General features: G+C 43.2%; 17 protein-coding genes and 1 tRNA gene. 13 read left to right on the forward strand and 5 right to left on the reverse strand.

The genetic code is table 11. From position 1 onward, the window contains the following. Positions 1-258: 258 nt before the first annotated feature. From PEB0122_RS10895 to thiM, 3 genes are all read left to right on the forward strand, one after another. Positions 259-906, forward strand: a complete 648-nt coding sequence (locus tag PEB0122_RS10895; protein ID WP_075870552.1) for a uracil-DNA glycosylase family protein — start codon at positions 259-261, stop codon at positions 904-906. A 96-nt stretch (positions 907-1,002) separates the two neighbouring features. Beyond that, on the forward strand, positions 1,003-1,488 hold the full coding sequence (locus PEB0122_RS10900) for an Lrp/AsnC family transcriptional regulator (protein WP_075870551.1): 486 nt from the start codon (positions 1,003-1,005) through the stop codon (positions 1,486-1,488). A gap of 2 nt (positions 1,489-1,490) precedes the next feature. After that, positions 1,491-2,300 (forward strand): hydroxyethylthiazole kinase, encoded by an 810-nt coding sequence (gene thiM / locus PEB0122_RS10905; RefSeq protein WP_075917177.1) that lies wholly within the window; start codon positions 1,491-1,493, stop codon positions 2,298-2,300. Between the two features lie 41 nt (positions 2,301-2,341). On the opposite strand, the gene cobT is transcribed toward thiM, so the two are convergent. Continuing rightward, positions 2,342-3,352: a nicotinate-nucleotide--dimethylbenzimidazole phosphoribosyltransferase gene (gene cobT / locus PEB0122_RS10910; RefSeq protein ID WP_075870870.1), complete on the reverse strand. Its 1,011-nt coding sequence runs from the start codon at positions 3,350-3,352 to the stop codon at positions 2,342-2,344. A 94-nt stretch (positions 3,353-3,446) separates the two neighbouring features. Between cobT and cobS the strand changes: the two genes are divergently transcribed. Further along, positions 3,447-4,220, forward strand: a complete 774-nt coding sequence (gene cobS, locus PEB0122_RS10915; RefSeq protein ID WP_225867847.1) for an adenosylcobinamide-GDP ribazoletransferase — start codon at positions 3,447-3,449, stop codon at positions 4,218-4,220. A 36-nt stretch (positions 4,221-4,256) separates the two neighbouring features. Continuing rightward, on the forward strand, positions 4,257-4,949 hold the full coding sequence (locus PEB0122_RS10920; protein WP_075870548.1) for a TIGR02281 family clan AA aspartic protease: 693 nt from the start codon (positions 4,257-4,259) through the stop codon (positions 4,947-4,949). A 67-nt stretch (positions 4,950-5,016) separates the two neighbouring features. On the opposite strand, the gene dusA is transcribed toward PEB0122_RS10920, so the two are convergent. Together dusA and PEB0122_RS10930 are read right to left on the reverse strand one after the other, a co-directional pair. Beyond that, a complete protein-coding gene (gene dusA / locus PEB0122_RS10925) occupies positions 5,017-5,997 on the reverse strand; it encodes a tRNA dihydrouridine(20/20a) synthase DusA (RefSeq protein ID WP_075917178.1) in 981 nt (326 codons plus the stop codon). A gap of 38 nt (positions 5,998-6,035) precedes the next feature. Next, the gene (locus tag PEB0122_RS10930; RefSeq protein WP_075917231.1) at positions 6,036-7,181 is read right to left on the reverse strand and encodes a pyridoxal phosphate-dependent aminotransferase; all 1,146 of its coding nucleotides are present in this window, start codon (positions 7,179-7,181) and stop codon (positions 6,036-6,038) included. Positions 7,182-7,300: 119 nt separating this feature from the next. Between PEB0122_RS10930 and PEB0122_RS10935 the strand changes: the two genes are divergently transcribed. From PEB0122_RS10935 to aat, 5 genes are all read left to right on the forward strand, one after another. Beyond that, positions 7,301-8,716: a M48 family metalloprotease gene (locus PEB0122_RS10935; protein WP_083650323.1), complete on the forward strand. Its 1,416-nt coding sequence runs from the start codon at positions 7,301-7,303 to the stop codon at positions 8,714-8,716. A 20-nt stretch (positions 8,717-8,736) separates the two neighbouring features. Further along, entirely contained in the window at positions 8,737-9,594 is an 858-nt protein-coding gene (locus PEB0122_RS10940; RefSeq protein WP_075917233.1) for a DsbA family protein, read from the forward strand. Between the two features lie 257 nt (positions 9,595-9,851). Further along, positions 9,852-10,322 carry an acetyl-CoA carboxylase biotin carboxyl carrier protein gene (accB, locus tag PEB0122_RS10945; protein WP_075870546.1) on the forward strand — a complete coding sequence of 157 codons (471 nt, stop codon included), beginning with the start codon at positions 9,852-9,854 and terminating at the stop codon, positions 10,320-10,322. 14 nt (positions 10,323-10,336) lie between these two features. After that, positions 10,337-11,692, forward strand: coding sequence for an acetyl-CoA carboxylase biotin carboxylase subunit (accC, locus tag PEB0122_RS10950; RefSeq protein ID WP_075870545.1), 1,356 nt, complete (start codon positions 10,337-10,339; stop codon positions 11,690-11,692). Then, a complete protein-coding gene (aat, locus tag PEB0122_RS10955; RefSeq protein WP_404801512.1) occupies positions 11,689-12,303 on the forward strand; it encodes a leucyl/phenylalanyl-tRNA--protein transferase in 615 nt (204 codons plus the stop codon). The genes accC and aat overlap by 4 nt, the downstream gene beginning before the upstream one ends. A gap of 170 nt (positions 12,304-12,473) precedes the next feature. On the opposite strand, the gene PEB0122_RS10960 is transcribed toward aat, so the two are convergent. Beyond that, positions 12,474-12,549, reverse strand: a tRNA-Thr gene (locus PEB0122_RS10960). 1,190 nt (positions 12,550-13,739) lie between these two features. Here PEB0122_RS10960 and PEB0122_RS10975 point away from each other — a divergent pair. Then, the gene (locus tag PEB0122_RS10975) at positions 13,740-14,801 is read left to right on the forward strand and encodes an acyltransferase family protein (protein ID WP_075917234.1); all 1,062 of its coding nucleotides are present in this window, start codon (positions 13,740-13,742) and stop codon (positions 14,799-14,801) included. A 330-nt stretch (positions 14,802-15,131) separates the two neighbouring features. After that, positions 15,132-15,740, forward strand: coding sequence for a hypothetical protein (locus PEB0122_RS10980; protein ID WP_075917180.1), 609 nt, complete (start codon positions 15,132-15,134; stop codon positions 15,738-15,740). A gap of 612 nt (positions 15,741-16,352) precedes the next feature. On the opposite strand, the gene aptA is transcribed toward PEB0122_RS10980, so the two are convergent. Beyond that, positions 16,353-17,681, reverse strand: a complete 1,329-nt coding sequence (aptA, locus tag PEB0122_RS10985; RefSeq protein WP_075917235.1) for an omega-aminotransferase AptA — start codon at positions 17,679-17,681, stop codon at positions 16,353-16,355. A 145-nt stretch (positions 17,682-17,826) separates the two neighbouring features. Between aptA and PEB0122_RS10990 the strand changes: the two genes are divergently transcribed. Next, positions 17,827-18,378 carry a cupin domain-containing protein gene (locus PEB0122_RS10990; RefSeq protein WP_075917181.1) on the forward strand — a complete coding sequence of 184 codons (552 nt, stop codon included), beginning with the start codon at positions 17,827-17,829 and terminating at the stop codon, positions 18,376-18,378. Positions 18,379-19,302: the final 924 nt, after the last annotated feature.

Genomic DNA, 19,302 nt, shown 5'->3' on the forward strand with positions numbered 1-19,302 from the left:
CAAAATTTATTATTATAAATATTTTTATTTTTATAATAAACACTATATAAAATTACATTTTTATTTGATATCATTTGATGATTATTTAATTTATTAAAATTATGTGATCAATATTTTCTTACGTTTTCACTCAGCGATTCATTTTTAATTCAGCTGGCTGACATTATATTTGACAATCTTCATATCCGATGGTCGTTTTTTCGTGAACGCGTGAGTGTAATCATTGAAGGAATATCCTGATTGGCTCATATTGCAATTATGACAAAGGAACTTCAAACAAACTCTCAAGAAATCACGCGTTTGGAAAAACAGATTTCGGCCTGTCGCATTTGCTACGATAAACCGCTGTTCTTACCACGACTTCCACAGGAACCTCGACCTGTGGCCTATCTTTCGTCCACGGCTCGCATTGTCATAGCAGGACAAGCTCCGGGTATGCGCGTTCATAAAACCGGCATACCTTTTAATGATCCTTCAGGAGACCGCTTGCGAGAATGGCTCGGCGTGGACCGCGACAGCTTTTACGACAAAAATAAATTTGCCATCATACCAATGGGATTCTGTTTTCCCGGTTACAGCAAATCGAAAAGCGACCTTCCACCGAGAAAAGAATGTAAATTGACCTGGCACGAGCGTGTGTTCAAGTTAATGCCGCAAGTAGAACTGGTTATCGCAATAGGTGGCTATGCCCAGAAATATCACATTTCCAATCTTGAAGAAAAATCGGTTACCGATACCGTTAAAAACTGGAAAAATATTCTCTCAATAACGCAGCCAAGGGGATATCACGTTCTTCCTATCCCCCACCCGTCATGGAGAAATACTCATTGGATTAAATGTAATCCTTGGTTTGAACGTGAATTACTACCCACGCTTAAAAGACTGGTGGATACCTACATTCGATAAATTGTAGAATAATTTTTATTTATTGCTATTAAAAAGAATTTATTTTCTATATATAGAATTGAAAGCTTGTTTTATTAATTTTTTTTGGATGCGATAATGGATCGTCTTGATAGGAAAATTCTTCGTCTCTTGCAAGAGGACGCAACGCTTGCCGTTGCAGATATTGCCAAAAAAGTGGGTCTTTCTACTACACCTTGTTGGCGGCGTATACAAAAACTGGAAGAAGACGGGGTGATTCAACGCCGCGTCGCAATTCTATCACCAGAGAAGGTCAATACCCGGGTCACAGTTTTCGTTTCGGTTAGAACCGGCGCCCATAATCATGAATGGCTGAAAAGGTTTTCAGAAGTCGTTCACGCTTTTCCCGAAGTTGTGGAATTTTACCGGATGAGTGGCGACGTGGATTATTTGCTACGCGTGGTCGTCCCTGATATCGCTGCCTATGATGTTTTTTACAAAAAACTTATCGCTAAAATTGATATCAGGGATGTGTCTTCAGCATTTGCGATGGAACAGATAAAATATACAACAGAGCTGCCACTTGATTATATGATGATCGAAAAGGAAGTGAATCATCTTTAAAAATGTTATTCGAGTTCGATAAACGCATCAGTCTTCTGAAATTGAGGGAAAAATGCCCTCTCATTCAATGTATAACCAATGAAGTTGCAATGAATTTCTGTGCCAATGTGCTCAATGCCGTTGGAGCATCACCGGTTATGTCCTTTGCGCCCGATGAAGCAGCCGAGTTCGTCGATAATGCTGATGCTGTTACAACAAATATCGGCACATTAACACTTGAAAAATACGCAGGCATGCGACTCGTAATGGAGCGAGCGAAAGTATTGGGCAAGCCGGTTGTGTTCGATCCCGTAGCGCATTTTGCAACGTCTTTCCGGACGAATGCTACAGCACATCTTCTCACTTTGTCCCCCCGTATTATAAAAGGCAATGCCTCTGAAATCATTGCCCTTACCTCGACAACTACAGCTCACGGAGTTGACAGCCAAGACGATGGTGCAAATAGTTTTTATGCTGCGATAGCGGCAGCCCAAAAGACAAAGGCAGTTATTGCCATGTCCGGCAAAAGTGATTTTATCACTGATGGAAATCGGCACGTATTGATTGCAGGCGGAAATAGCCTGATGTCGAAAGTTTCTGCTTGCGGATGTGCGCTTACTTGTGTGACAGGAGCATTTGTTGCACTTGCACCTGACAAGCCGTTCGACGCAGCAGTCAAAGCTTTTTCAACCTTTTCAGCCGCAGGCACACTTGCCGGCCGCACCGCCAAAGGCCCCGGCACTTTTGTACCACTTTTCATTGATGCACTCGCAACAATTGACGACAAAACTGTAGAAGCTTCCGCTTCCGTCGCTCCTTGGCAAGAACAATAGCGGAATCAAATGAAACTAAAGGCTGTATAAAAGAGAGCCTATCAGATTTTAATTCCGGCTTGCTCGAATGTTGCCATTTGTGAGTGGGTGAGCACAGCTGCTTTTACAACACCTGCAGCAATTGCAGCGCCCGTCCCCTCACCCAATCGCATCCCGAGGTCGAGAAGCGGTTTTTTGCCTATTTTATCCAACAGGCGGCGATGTGCCGGTTCAGCCGAAACATGGCCTGCTATGCAATGATCAAGCGCATGTGGATTTATTTTATGTAAAAGAGCTGCTGCAGCAGTCACCACAAACCCGTCGAGAATAACGGGAATTTTTTCCATTCGAGCTGCAAGAATAGCGCCCATCATAGCTGCTATTTCACGCCCGCCGAGACGTCGCATAACCTCGAACGGGTCATCAAGATGATCTTTATGAAGTTCGACAGCTTTTTTTACAGCCGCAATTTTGCGCCGATAATAATCACCTTTGGAACCTGTGCCGGGCCCTGTCCATTCTTCGGCCTTACCACCATAAAGTGCAAGAGAAATTGCCGAGGCAATTGTTGTATTGCCTATCCCCATTTCGCCCAAGCACAATAAATCGGTGCCGCCCGCAATTGATTCCATACCGAATGCCATTGTTGCGGCAGCACCACGCATATCCATCGCCGCATCTTTGGTGATATCCATCGTGGGATAATCCAGAGCAAGATCAAATATTTTCAAGCCAAGATCATAAGCGACACATATTTGATTGATCGCAGCGCCACCGGCAGCGAAATTTTCGACCATCTGCTGGGTGACCACGCGGGGAACCGGTGTAACATTTTCATCTGTCACGCCATGGTTTCCGGCAAACACCGCGACCAGAGGACGTGTGACAATAGGTTTTTCTTTCCCTCTCCATCCCGCATACCAAAGCGCAATGTCTTCAAGCCTTCCCAGCGAGCCTTCCGGCTTTGTGAGTTCCGACTGACGTTTCCTCGCCAGTTTTATGGCGTTTTCGTCCGGATCAGGCAAACTGTTCAATAAAGCACGAAAATCATCAAAAGGACTGGAAGCGGTCACGGAAACACCCTTCAAACAAAATGAACAAATAGAATCTCATCAAGAACTGTTCTATAAGCAATTTAAAATCACTTTAACAGGAGTAAGAGAAATCTTGAGCGATTTTCTTGGCCCATTGATGCGCGCATTAGGCTTTCTCACGCGTTTACCCGTAAAAAGTCATTGGTTTTCGCTCCAGCATTCAATTTCTAGCGAGGCACATTATTTTCCGATTGCCGGTTTGATTATCGGCCTTCTATCAGGATTGTGTCTGGCATTTGCCCACTTTATCGGCTTGAATATATGGGTCTCAGCGGTTTTCTGCGTTCTCTTCACAACAATGCTCACCGGTGCACTTCATGAAGATGGATTGGCAGATGTAGCCGACGCCTTTTTTGTCGCGAAATCGAAAGAAGATCGCCTGGCGATTATGAAAGACTCGCGTAACGGTACCTATGGTACATTGGCTTTGACTTTCGCCGTACTTTCAAAAATAGCGCTTGTCGGTTCAATCGAGATAAATCTTGGCCTCTATGGTGCAATCATTGCTTTAATGGTGTGTGAAGCGGTAAGCCGTGGCGGCATGGTCTGGTTCTGGACAAGGCTTCCACTCGCACGCAAAAACGGCACAGCCGCCGCCGCGGGTGAACCATCAATCGAGGTTGGGCGCAAATCATTGATTGTTTCGGGTGTCATTCTGCTGATTACAGGCCTTTGCTTTTTCTGTTTCAGCTGGATAATAATTTCCATTGTCGCTTCATTCTTGTTTATTTATGTCTTTACACTGGAGTGTGAGAAACGCATTGGCGGCTATACCGGCGATACTTTAGGTGCTGTCGAGCAGTGCCTGACAATTATATTATTGGCAATAACAAGCCTTGTCGGTTAACTGTTGCTATCCCTGATTGACTGGAGAGAAAGCACCATGAAACCATTCTGGCTTATTATCTCTACCGCCGCTTTAATTATCATTTTGCTGCTTGCATTTAGCGATAGTGCGCCCAATGCAACAACCGACAAGATTGCCAATCTCGGTTATTATGGAATATGGGGACTAGCAGCAACCTCTGCTTTGTTGGGATCAAAGATAAAGTTGGCCGATGCTGCACGAAATATTGCAATATGGTGCGTTATTATATTCGCCCTCATGTGTGGCTATAGTCTGCGTTACGAAATACAGGATCTCGCATATCGTGTAACTGGCGGCATTATTCCAGGAAGTCCTGTTACGCGCTACAGTGAAAACGGCAAAACCGTTAGCCTCGAACGTTCCGCAAATGGACATTTTCTAACAAGCGCAGCTGTTAACGGTAAGACATTGAGCCTCACGATCGACACGGGTGCTTCTGCTGTTGTTCTAACCTATGACGATGCAATTGCTGCAAATATTGATGTTGGAAGATTAGGATTTAATATACCGGTCGAGACTGCAAATGGCAGTACGAATGCCGCGCCTATTATTATTGATAATCTCAAAATAGGTGATATCGAACGCAGCAATGTACGAGCGCTAGTTAGCCGTCCCGGTGACCTTTCAGGAAGTTTATTGGGCATGAGCTTTCTTGATCGCCTTACCGGTTACTCGGTGCGCGGAGACCGGCTCATTCTGGTCGATTGAACTGGTCGAACGGGTACATTTTTGCATTAAAAAAATGGAGCCTGAATGAAAATTCCACTTGATTAAACTATTCGATATACGAATAAGCTTCACGTAAAATGGATGACTGAGCATTTTCCCGATTGGCTTCGGTGGAAAGTGTCTGCCGCCATTTTCTGGCACCTTTACGGCCGGAAAATAGCCCTATCATATGGCGGGTGACGTTGGAAAGCTTGCCGCCATTCATGATATAGCGATCAATATATTCGCACATTGCCTCAATAACCGAACCGTCATCAAGCGGAGCCCGATCATCATGATAAATTTTCGCGTCAACTTCGCGAAGAGATGAAGGATTTTGATAGACATAGCGCCCGACCATCACTCCATCGACATGTTCCAAATGGCAAGCTGCTTTATCTATTGTTTGAATACCACCGTTTATCCCGATGAAATGACTTTGATTTTTCAGCTTCAAATCATAAACGCGTTGATAATCAAGCGGCGGTACGTCACGATTTTCTTTTGGGCTCAAGCCTTGAAGCCATGCTTTTCGTGCATGAACCCACAATGCATCCGCGCCGTTTTGCCATGCTGCTGCACTCAAATTATCAAGAGCGACTTGAACATCCTGCTCGTCAACGCCAATGCGACATTTTACAGTAACCGGAATTGAAACAGCCCGTTTCATTTTTTCAACGATTTTTCCAACAAGATCGGGCTCCAACATAAGGCACGCACCAAACGCACCCGATTGCACGCGATCCGAAGGGCAACCGACGTTGAGATTGATTTCATCATAGCCGAAACCGGCGCCGATTTTCGCGGCTTCTGCGAGCTTACCGGGCGAAGATCCGCCTAATTGTAAAGCCACTGGATGTTCGCATTCGTCAAACTTCAAAAGCCGCTCTCTGTCACCGAAAATTGCGGCATCCGCAACCACCATTTCCGTATAAAGCAGAGAGTGTTTTGTCAGCAAACGGTGAAAATAGCGGCAATGCCGATCGGTCCAATCAAGCATCGGCGCAACCGCAAATTTCGGCTTTTCTGCCCTTTCGTAAATTGACATATTTCAGGATATTCCTGTTTTTTCCGTCGAAAAATTCCTTAGCGCAACCACTTATCAAGCCGCACTAACGCCTCGTCTATTGCTTTCGGTGCACCCGCGTAAGAAAAGCGCATTGTACGCTTTCCCTCCAATGTATCGAAATCTATACCCGGCGTTGCAGCCACATTGGTTTCTTCAAGCATTTTGCGGGCAAACTCTGTGCTATCGTTGCTGAATTTGGAAATATCGCAATAGGCGTAAAAAGCGCCATCCATCGGTGCCAGCAACGTCAAACCCAATGCGGGCAGAGTTTTTGTTAAATGTTCACGATTAATGCGATAACTATCTTTTATTTTTTCAAGTTCGGATGTCGCATCGAAGGCGGAAATTGCAGCTATTTGTGAAAGTTCAGGTGCCGAAATATAGAGATTCTGAGATATCCGCTCGACCGACCTTACCGCATTTTCCGGCAACACCATCCAGCCAACACGCCATCCCGTCATACAGTAATATTTGGAAAACGAATTGATGACGGTGACGTCGTCACTAAAAGATAATGCCGTCACGTCTGGAGCCGAAAAATTTAGTCGATGATAAATTTCATCGGCAATCACTGTAATATTATGGTCGTGACAGAATTCGATAATATTTTTCAACTCTTCCGGTTTAAGTGACGCACCGGTCGGATTACTCGGAGAGGCAAACAAAATACCTTTCAGTGGCGAATGTGATTGTGTTTCTTCAAGCATTTTTAAATCAGGAAGACCGCTTCCACCGGTATCAATCTCTACAACCTCAAGTCCAAGTGCCTTCATGATATGGCGATAGGCCGGATAGCCTGGACGCGTTATTGCAACCCTGTCACCCACATCGAAAAATGCTAAAAAGGCAAGATTGAATGCCGCTGATGATCCGGTCGTAACAGCAACACGTTCCGGGGATACTGACAGTTTATGATGTTCTTCATAATAGGCAGCTATTTTTTCACGCAAAGCCGTCAAGCCAAGCGAATCGGTATAGCCGATATGACCATCTTTCAGTGCCCGCCCGGCTGCCTCTAATACCAGCGCCGGACAGGGCGCAGCCGGCTGACCGATTGCCATCGAAATAACCGGCTCACCCGCCTTCATTTTTTTATTGGCCGCCGCAAGCACGTCCATTGCAAAAAAAGGATCGACATTACTCCTTCTTGATAGACAAATCATGCTGGTCTCCACATAAAAAAACATATAAGTTCGAACAACGTGCCGTAGAAAAGCCTGAAAGGCGTGGCTAGAACATTAAAGACATCGTATCTATGCTCTGAGCACTCAGGGGATTATCTATGAAAATAGAGTTGCAGACTTCAAGACAAAAAGTCTTTTCATTTACAAAACGATTGATAGTTTTCTTTCTTCACTTCGGCTTGGCTATGTTATTGGTGTTTGCACCATCTATCGGTGTTGCGCAAGCCCAATCTCAATCGGTACCGATCATTCGCGACGCTGAAATCGAACAATTGCTTTATGATTACACAACGCCGATTTTCAAAGCCGCCGGCATACGCAACAAAATACAAATCATCGTCGTAAACGATCAAAGCTTCAATGCTTTTGTCGACGGGCAACGTATGTTTGTCAATATAGGTGCATTGATGCAGGCAGAGACACCGAATGAACTTATCGGTGTCATCGCCCACGAAACGGGTCACTTGGCAAATGGTCACCAACAACGTTTGCGCGAACAGATCAAACGTGCGCAAACAATGGCTGTTATCGGTATGCTGCTTGGTATCGGCGCCGGTGTAGCCGGTGCATCGACTGGCAACACATCTGCCGCCGGTGCGGGCGGTGGTATTGCTGCCGGTAGTAGCGAAATGGCTATGCGCACATTGCTTAACTATCAACGCAGCGAAGAAGCTGCTGCCGATAGAGCCGCTGTCAACTATCTGAATGCAACCGGTCAGTCTACAAAAGGAATGCTTGTTACTTTCGAACGTTTTTCCAATGCGCTCGCCCTCTCGGGAACGAAGGTTGACCCTTATAGAGTTAGCCACCCGCTTCCCCGCGAACGTATTGCAGCCTTGGAAACACTTGCAAAACAGAGCCCCTATTATGACAAAAAGGATTCCCCCGAATTACAGTTACGTCATGACATGGTACGGGCAAAGATAGCAGCCTATACTGATCACTTCACCGAGTTGCGGCGCATGTTTAAAGATAATCCGCGGGGACTTCCGGCGCGTTATGGAGAAGCTATATTGGCTGTTCAAAGTGGTTCACCAAAAGTAGCTGTCGAGAAAGTCAAAGACCTTATAAAAGATGAACCCAAAAATCCGTATTTTCAGGAACTGTTGGGGGATGCATTGATAAAGGCTAACGACCCTGCGGGAGCGGCGAGCGCTTACAAACGTTCCGCTGAAATCGACCCGCGTGGTTCTAGCCTTCTTAAGGTGAGCTATGGGCATGCACTGCTTTTAACAAATGATCCTAAAAATGTCCCGACAGCGATAACCGAAATACGCAATGGTATCGCCAAGGAACCGGAATTTGCCGCAGGATATGGATATCTTGCACTTGCCTATGGCAGAAGCGGACAGGTTGCACTTGCCGATCTTGCAACTGCCGACATGCATTATTATAGCGGAAACCGCATGCAAGCCCGCATTTTTGCAACCCGCGCCATGCAAAAACTAACACCCGGTTCAGCCGAGTGGTTGCGTGCACAAGATATTCTCAATACAACGCAACAAAAGAAATGATATCTACAGAAAGCCTCACGATGAAAATTTTTAAACCGTTTTTTAATAAAAATCATTCGATTTGCGCAGGCGCAATGGGGGCGATACTGTTGCTATCTCCGTTAAGTGAAACCGGTTTTGCTGCCTCTAGCGACAACACTACGTCGGCAGCCGAAATCAAAAGTGAGCTTCTCAATGATCAAAGTTTCATCAAAGCGGTGGGCGAGGCTTTAAACAAACAATCGTCGGACGATCATATTCGCGAAGTGGTAAAAGATTATCTCGTTAAAAATCCTGAAGTGATGATTGAAGTTCAGGAGGCACTCGATAAAAAGCAAGCTCAAAAAGTAGCCGAAAACCAGACATCGACCATAGCGGCAATGAAAGACGAGATTTTTAACTCTCCAAACGATGCTGTTATTGGTAATCCTAAAGGCAAAGTATCGCTCGTTGAATTTTTTGATTATAATTGCGGCTATTGTAAAAAGTCCTACCCTGACATTCAGGCACTTTTAAACAACAATCCGGATTTGCGAATTGTGCTTAAGGATTTTCCAATATTAGGACCCGATTCGGTAAAAGCACATATCGTTGCACGTGCATTTTTAAAGCTAATGCCAATGAAATACCCCGCCTTTCACGCCGAAATGTTGACGAGCGAAGGTCGTGCGAATGAAGAAAAAGCAATGAAAGTTGCTGTAAAACTTGGCGCCGATGAACAAAAACTGCGTGAGACCATGAATGATCAAAAGCTTCAGCAAGCTTTTGTAGAAAATGGTCAAATTGCTTATGCTCTCAATATCAACGGCACACCGTCTTATATTTTGGGCAACGAAGTTCTGGTCGGCGCAGTGGGTGAAAATATTTTGAAGCAAAAAATCGGACTTCTTGATAAATAGATTATATTGATTGTCTCGATCACTTCAAACTTTTATCAAAGCTCTGCCAAGGTCAGGGAATTTGCACTTTCGCTTTTTCCCCAACATGCTTATAAGCGTTTTTGAGTTTTGAACTGTAATTAAAAATGTTACAGTTGAACCAATCGGATTTTTAAAGCCGTCTTTGGTTTTGCCATAGGATGGTTGTTGATCGAGCTTGAAAAGTTCCGGTCCTGAATATTAGAACGGTCACGAAGATCGAGGAGTAAAAGAAAGAGATGGCTACAAAAACAACAAGTACCGTCAAAAGCACAGGTGTAAATAAAGATCTCATCCGCGATCTCGCCGAAATACTCAATGATACAAACCTTTCGGATATTGAAGTCGAACAAGGGGATTTACGCATCCGCGTTTCCCGCCAGTTAAGTGGCGGCGTACCGGTGCAAACAACCTATGCACCTGCTGCTCCGGCAGCTGCTCCTGCTCCAGCCGAACCCAAAAAAGAAGATTTGACGAAAAACGCGGTCACCTCCCCCATGGTTGGTACTGCCTATCTCGCACCGGCTCCGGGAGCGCGTCCGTTCGTCGAAGTCGGGCAACAGGTTTCCGAGGGGCAAACTCTTATAATTATTGAAGCAATGAAAACAATGAACCAGATATCTTCGCCGCGTGCGGGAACGGTCAAAGCTATTTTGGTTGAAGATGCCCAACCGGTTGAATTTGGTGAGCCACTGGTCGTTGTTGAATAAGACAGGATCACGAAATGTTTCAGAAAATCCTGATAGCCAACCGTGGCGAAATTGCACTCAGAGTTCTGCGTGCATGTAAAGAGCTTGGTATTAAAACCGTCGCTGTTCATTCGACAGCCGATGCTGATGCCATGCATGTAAGACTCGCTGATGAAAGCGTCTGCATTGGTCCGCCCCCCTCACGCGATTCCTATCTCAATATTCAGCAAATAGTTGCTGCTTGCGAGATTACCGGCGCGGATGCCATTCATCCTGGCTATGGGTTTCTTTCAGAAAACGCCAAATTTGCTGAAATTCTGGAAGCTCATTCGATTACTTTTATTGGCCCGACCGCCGCTCATATTCGTATTATGGGCGATAAAATCGAAGCCAAGAAAACAGCTAAACGTTTAGGCATTCCCGTGGTTCCCGGTTCCGATGGCGGTGTTACAGATGATGACGAGGCCTATAAGGTTGCTGATAAAATCGGCTATCCAGTTATCATCAAAGCTTCTGCCGGCGGTGGCGGACGCGGTATGAAAGTAGCGCGCTCTCCAAAAGAGCTTTCTATTGCTCTTAGTACCGCGCGTAGTGAAGCTGCTGCTGCGTTCGGTGACGACGCTGTCTATATTGAAAAATATCTTGAGAAACCGCGTCACATCGAAGTTCAGGTTATGGGTGACGGCGCAGGAAATGCAATTCATCTCGGCGAACGGGATTGTTCTTTGCAGAGACGTAACCAGAAGGTTTGGGAAGAAGCCAATTCCACAGTGTTGGACGAACAAGCACGGCAGAAAATCGGCATGATTGTTGCCAACGCCTGTGCCGAATTGGGCTATCGCGGCGCTGGAACGATTGAATTCCTTTATGAAAACGGCGAATTCTATTTCATTGAAATGAATACCCGTCTTCAGGTCGAACATCCGGTGACGGAAGCCGTAACAGGCATTGACCTTGTTCACGAACAAATTCAGGTTGCAGCCGGTGAAGGTCTTTCGGCAAAACAAAGTGATATCCACTTTTCAGGCCATGCGATTGAATGTCGTATCAATGCCGAGGATCCGGTCAACTTCACCCCTTCCCCCGGATTGATTACCCATTTCCATACACCGGGTGGCCTGGGTGTGCGCGTTGATTCAGGCGTTTATTCCGGTTATCGGATACCGCCTTATTACGACAGCCTGATCGGCAAACTGATTGTTCATGGAAGAACGCGGCTTGAATGCATGATGCGGTTGCGGCGCGCTCTTGACGAGTTCGTCGTCGACGGTATCAAAACAACCCTCCCGCTTTTCCGTGATCTTATTGGCAATGAAGATATAGCCAAAGGAAATTATGACATCCACTGGCTGGAAAAATATCTTGCCGATAAGGCAGCATCAAATAGCTGATAGCTTTGTCTGAAAAAGAAAAAGATAAACTAACCCCTGCGCTACTGCTGAGTGCATATGCGCAGGGAATTTTTCCTATGTCGGATGATGCAGAAGATCCCGACATTTATTGGATACGTCCCGAACGGCGTGGAATTATTCCTTTGGACAATTTTCACATTCCGAAAAGTCTGAAGAAAACCATGAAGAAAAAGCCATTCAACATCGTTATTGATTCCGATTTCGAAGGCGTTATTTCCGGCTGCGCCGAATCAAAGCCTGGACGCGAAACAACCTGGATCAATCACCCCATTCGTAAAGCTTACGGAGAGTTATTCGACCTCGGTTTTTGCCATACTGTTGAAGCTTGGCAAAACGAAAAGCTTGTCGGCGGTTTATATGGTTTGGCTCTCGGGCAAGCCTTTTTCGGAGAAAGCATGTTCTCGCGCGTTACTGATGCTTCCAAGATATGTCTTGTGGCGCTTGTAGAACATTTAAAAAGCCATAACTTCATTCTTCTTGATACACAATTTACAACACCACATCTTGAGCATTTCGGCGCGATAGAAATTACGAGACAAGATTATGAAATGCGCCTGAAAAAAGCCCTATCCGGCCACGCCGAGTTTTAAAATCTTTTTATTGCCCCACAAATTGCTCGCTAACGATTCTCTGTCGAGATTTACGACAACATAGAACGTTGTCACCAGCGACGCCTTGATCTATTGTTTGGGGAAATTAAATGACGTTTCTTTTGAGATAATATATTCAATAATTATTTGATTTTGCTGAAAAAAATCAATGGTGCCCCCAGAGAGACTCGAACTCCCGACCCCCTGATTACAAATCAGGTGCTCTACCAACTGAGCTATAAGGGCGCCGCATTGCAACTAGCATAAACTTTGCCAAAGGCAAACAGAAAAATTACCAAAACAACAATCTTTTTTATGTTACAAAATTTTTTAGAAAACACATATGATTTCAGCATTCATGATTATCAATTCTCTTGTCTGTAGACCTTCGTTGCTGCAGAAAAAATACGTCTCCCCTTGCGGGATAGCAGATTTCTCAAATAAGTTTCTAACCCTCGAATATCGTTTATTAATAGGACTAAATCCCTTTTAATCTTTTAAGCCTTGCTGCCATAAATGCAAACCGATTGTGGTCATACAGGTTTGCCGCGTAATATTGTCCCTCCCCCGAAAGGAGATCACAATACAAAAGTGTTCTGACGCCGTTATAGCGTTCTACGAAGTCCAGCCTGTCGAGGTTCTCAATGAAGACACCTACCATGTCCATTACGTACAGGTATATATCAACACTGAGCGCGTCCATTTTGCTATATTAAACTCGCCTAAAAGCGGTTGAACAGTTATTCCTCGCCAATCTTTCGGGACTATATCACCTCAGTTGCCGGACTTACCGGAATTTGGTCAGCCATTTAGCTTATTAACTAACAGGTTATCACCTCCGTTATATGGCTGCTGATTTCTATCTGTTGGTTCTCGTCTAATTTCCAACATGCGTATCACGAAAGTAATTTCCACCTTAAAATATCAATCTCGTGATACTGCATTTTTTCCGCTGGAGTAGATTGAGTGTGTTTGGCTAAACTCCGGTGTTGGCACGAGCCGTAATCCAACATGATTGAAGCGTAAGATAAAGCTGATGAACGCTAGCGAGACCTGCAGCCGATAGATATCGTGTCCGCTTTTGCTGATATGACAACTGTGGAGTGACGCAAAAGGCCGCAACCGCCGAGTGATGTTAAGTACCTTTCCTTACAATCTAGCCTCGGCACTAACGGCAATATGCTTGCCAAAGTTGCTAAAAATATCATTTGGACTTACGCAAATCGGAAGCAAATCGGGAACATATCGAGACGATTCGCTTACAAAGCAAAGCACTTATTGGCGCTTATAAAACCGTTGTTGAGTCTCAAGCAATTTTCGATGGTGTCACATGGATATCAAGATAAATTCATTTTGAATAAAAGTTTTTGATAGCCCCTATTTTTTCGGAGAACATCTGTTATAAGTCCCCCCACAAGACGAAAAGGGGATGTGTTTTGTACGTAAAAGATATCTTGAAAAGAGAAAATAATAATTTTGATCTCTTGAGAATAATCGCTGCATTATTAGTTATTTATGGTCATTCAAATGTATTTGTTACGAAGAAGACTCATGATTTTTTAAATCATTATATTTTTTATGATTATTCTGGAGGGGTTTCAGTAAAGGTATTCTTCTTTTTAAGTGGACTTTTTGTTACAAACAGTATTCTAGTAAAACGCAATCCTTTCGGGTTTGCTATTTCACGAATATTTCGTATTTTCCCTGCGTTAATTTTTGTTGTATTTTTAACTACATTCTTAATTGGAGCAATATTTACAAATTTATCATTAGCAGAATACTACTCTAATCAAGAGACTTACTCATACTTTTATAAAAATGTTCTATTATTTTTGTCATATAGTTTGCCCGGTGTTTTTTCGAGCAATTTAAGCGCAGGTGTCAATGGGTCTTTATGGAGCCTACCCTATGAATTTTATTCATACGCATTATTACTTTGCTTATTTGTCTTCGGTATTTTTAAAAATCGTAATTTGGCAACATTAATAGGAATCGGAATTATTATTGATGCGTTTATGGGTAATAAGTTCATATTTACATGGATCCAACCTAACGACATCGATAGACAATTCTTATGCTTAAGTTTTGCATTCGGTTGTCTATTAGCTTTATGGAAAGATAAAGTGAAAATAAATATAGAACTTATTTTATCTTCGTTCATCATATGTTATTTATTCAGGAATACTTCACTTACGCCTTACCTAATGTATATTTCAATTTTTTTAACATTAATATACTTGTTTACAAGAAATTTTATTGTTCATTTGAAACCTCGATATGATTTGTCATATGGCGTTTACCTATGGGGTTGGATTATCCAGCAAATTTGGGTTTCTTTAATGCCAGGTCTGAATTCATTAAAATTGACTGTACTTTCCTCTTTTTCCAGTGTTTTAGTTGGTTACCTTTCTTGGAAGATAGTTGAAAAACCGTTTATTAATTACGGGAAAAAACTTAGTAAGGTATTTGATAATAAAGAGAATAAAACTTTTTTATGATTGCTGAAGATTTAAGAGATAAGCTATTTGTAAAACTTCGCTTAGGCGAAGTTTTTTATACTCAAAGGAAAGATGGGAGAATACACACTTGGTCGATACACGACTAGTAACAAAAAAAGGATCAAGCTGGTGTATTGTGCAATAAAATGGCTTATATCTTTGCTATAACTTATCGTAAGACTGCCGAAACCATGAATTCTATGAATGAACGGGGTCGCAAAACATATTTTCGTTCAAACGAATATTACCTAGTAAAAGTTATGAACTGGATTGTGATCCTCTTCGTTCGATTATACAGTAAATATCAAACAGTTATGAAAGTCTGCTCGGATGGATAAAAATAAATTAATAGACGTTAAGCAAAGGTTTTCTGTTTGGTGTGCATCAACCGCGGCCCGGGCTTCAAGGAAATGTCGATTTACGGGTGAACAAGGTGCAGAGATTGCTCTTAATAGCTCACTGTTGGACTATAAGACTTTAGACGATTTACCTGACCCGCTTGAATTCGATAATTTACATAAAAAATTACGGCAAAAAATATGTTTAGCGGCCGAAAATACTATCAAAAACAACATCATGCAGTTCACGCATGGTGTAGCTGCAAAATTTATAAATATTTATTTTAAGGCTATGTTCCTAAATGATGTTCCAGCAGAACGTTCTGACTACGAGAACAAAATAAACGCTTTGCATCCGCCGATAGACCGCCTCTTATTGCAAAAATTAGCAGAAAAAAATGTTGGCGGCCTAGAAATTTTTTGGCAGAAAAAGGTAGTTAGAGGGTGGTCCAAATTTTCATCTGACGATTATGAAGATGTTATAAGACATATAAAATATGTAACCAAAGGTCGTTTATGGGAAATTGAAGAGTTTTGGCCCGGTTTTAATAAAACTAAAAAAGTTATCAATAATCCAACATTACCATTTTATGAACCATAAACACAAAACGCTGTTCCTCAAGGGGATAGCTCCCTTGCACTTGCCCCTTCATGGCCTGATAGCGTGTGTTTTAATCTCTATGTAAAGTCGACAAGCAGACCTTCGCATTGCTGTGATTCAACTAGCCCCTTCTGGCGCACTTATTTACTATTTGTGCCAGTGCCGGACCTAGTCACCTAAAATAGTTAGGTGTTTTTAAGAAACTTTACTATATCCTTGTGCTTCATTATCAAAAGCGTCGGTCTGTCAAATTCATTTGTTAAATGCATGGGTTTAAAAATCCAAGATACGAGCATTAACAGCACCCACCCCGCAAAGACACATAATATCCAATTTTTTTAAAAAATCCCGTTAGAAAAATTCTCTTAACTGTCAAAATCAAAAATACGTTGGGTCCATTGCACGATTGCGTTCAAGAAAATTCTGAGCCGATTTGCTTTTCAATTTTGGATTTAAACAATCTATCAGATCAAAATCTTATACGATAAACGGAATTATAACGAACATGTCGGCCACGGCTCCCTCACCTTTTGGCCGACAGGTAAAATTTTCAAAAAACATTCATTAAACGAACTTGAAATCAAACAGTTTGTTTCAATTCCAACACTGAAATCATTTCGTGCGTTTTATGGCGTCCGCCAGTTTGCTGACGATGACATCAATCTGGTCCTTTTCGACAATCAACGGCGGAGAAAGTGCTATGATGTCTCCCGTTTGGCGAACCAATGCACCATTTTTGAAGCAATCTACGAAAATCTCATATCCACGCTGTCCAGCCGCACCAGCGCGGGGTGCCAATTCTACTCCCCCGACGAGACCGATTGTGCGAATATCAATGACATTAGGTAGCCCTTTTAGGGAAAATAGCGCGTCTTCCCAATATTTTTCGAGCTCTTTTCCACGTGTCAATAATCCCTCTCGTTTATAAATATCCATGGTTGTAAGGCCTGCAGCGCAGGCAACAGGGTGTCCGGAATAAGTGTAACCGTGAAATAGTTCTATTTGGCTTTCCGGTCCTTGCATTAAGGCCTTATAGATATTTTCGTGCACAAAGACGGCTGCCATTGGAACGGCGCCATTGGTAAGTCCTTTTGCGCATGCCACCATATCGGGAACGACCCGGAAATAATCCACCGCGAATGGCGTTCCAAGGCGACCAAAACCGGTAATAACCTCGTCAAAAATCAAGAGAATTCCATATTTTTGTGTAATTTCCCGCAAGCGTTGCAAATATCCGACGGGAGGTAATATAACACCAGCTGATCCGGACATTGGTTCAACAATAACGGCCGCAATCGTTTCAGCACCATTCAACGCGACAATACGTTCGAGATCGTCGGCAAGTTCGGCACCGTGTTGAGGTAACCCGCGAGTAAAAGCATTTTTCTCGATATTCAACGTATGGCGCATATGGCTTGCCGGAATCTGCGGAAATACACGTCGGTTATTCACTAAACCTCCAACCGAGATACCTCCGAAGCCGACGCCGTGATAGCCTTTTTCGCGCCCGACCAGATGGGTGCGTGTCCCTTGCCCGATAGCTCTTTGATAGGCAATAGCAATTTTAAGAGCAGTATCATCGGCTTCCGAACCGGAGTTGGCAAAAAATACGTGGTTGAGGCCACTATTTTTACCTCCCGGTGACATTTCAACGAGCCTGTTGGAGAACTCGTGAACGATTGGATGGGACATTTGAAAACCGGGAGCGTAATCCAATGTTGCCAGTTGGTGTTGCACTGCATTGGTAATCTCGTCACGACCATGTCCTGCATTGACGCACCAAAGGCCGGCGGTACCGTCAAGAACTTTATTGCCGTCGATATCGGTATAATACATACCTTTTGCTGCCGACAGAATTCGCGGATTTGCTTTAAACTGGCGATTTGCCGTGAAGGGCATCCAGTAACTTTCAAGTGAAATTGTATTTTTAATCTTTGCCATGAATCCCTCCATAAAAATTTTTATTTACAGTAAGATGTTTTTCAAAGTTTAAACAAGTCCTTTTCTTATGTTTTTTAACTAGTTGATTTTATTAATTCGTATTATAAATATTTCGATATTTTTAACACTGTGAATGGGGTATAGAATGGAAAACATAGATATAGGGGTAAGATTGCGCTACGTCCGATTAGCGAAAAATATATCTCAACGCAAACTTGCAGAACGCGCAGGCGTTACACCTTCGACAATTTCTTTGATTGAAGCGGGTCGAAGTAATCCCTCTGTTGGTGCGCTAAAGCGTATACTTGACGGGATTCCGATTGATCTTGGAGAATTCTTTTCGTTGAAACCGGAAATGCCCGCCAAGTTTTTCTACAAAGCTGATGAATTGACTGAAATTGGCAAAGGCAAGGTGTCCTATAGGCAAATTGGCGAACGTTTTCCCGACCGGGCATTGCAAATCCTGAAAGAACGTTATCAACCGGGATCAGGCACAGGCAAAGTGCTTCTGGTTCATAAAGGCGAGGAAGGCGGTATCGTTATATCGGGCAAACTTGAAGTCATTGTAGACAATGAAAGGCGAATTCTCGGACCGGGCGATGCATATTATTTTGAAAGCAAAAGACCCCACGGTTTTCGCTGTGTCGGTGACGCCATTTGTGAGGTTGTTAGTGCCTGTACCCCGCCGACATTCTGATATATCCAAAAGGGATAGATCTTTAGCGGGACTTTCAGTTTTGTCATAAGCACAACAATGTGTTGCCGATGCGATATTGATAGAAACGATCGCATTTCTTATGGTGCACAACACTCATTATCTATCATGGTTAGGCCGAATATTTAACGTCGGTCAATTCAATATGGACAACTCCATTCCGACTGATTGAGACGGAATTTCAATGTTTTCGACGTTTTCATGAAGGTCTTGAAGGATATAATAGGGATATTTTGTCTGTATGCTAGTTGTGCCGATTATAACGTATCCGTCATACAGAACATGATATAGCGCGTTATAGTGATGGAATTGAAAATCAACGCTATTTTTGGTGAAAACAGTCAATAAGCCGCGTGTCACATATAACGCCAACCGTTTGCAAAGAAGTGAGAAGTGTCGCGGTTCCATATTTCAAGTTCAATCGCTTTGCCAACTGATCAAGCTAGAAGAAGATCGTATCATTCTCTAACATATTAACGGCTTATTGCATTCAATGACTGCCGGATGGTCTACCTACGAAAAAAATCCTCAATTGTTTGAACAGTCTTATTCGTTAATGAAAGTTCATACAGCATGACGTTCACCGCTCCGCGTAAACCGATGATCTTACAAAATATGAACACATATTTCCTTTCTTGGTGGCGTTTGGATGATGTATGTCACTGACAAACCAGCTTCGGGAACAGAGTGACAATCTTCGGTCATTCCCGCGAGACTTGCAGGTGTGGTGATGCTGTATGTGATGTTTTCATCATTTCCAGATTTTTACTGCAAGTAATAGGTAAAATTCGTCTCTTTTTGACAGACAATCGGAGATTAAGGTTCATAGTTAACCACTGACGGGGCGGCTACCCTGCCTCTTTTGTAAGCGATTGAAGCTGTGACATTTCAACATTTCATCCTGTT

The sequence above is a fragment of the Ditibartonella apis genome, assembly GCF_001952075.1.
Lineage (GTDB): Bacteria > Pseudomonadota > Alphaproteobacteria > Rhizobiales > Rhizobiaceae > Bartonella > Bartonella apis.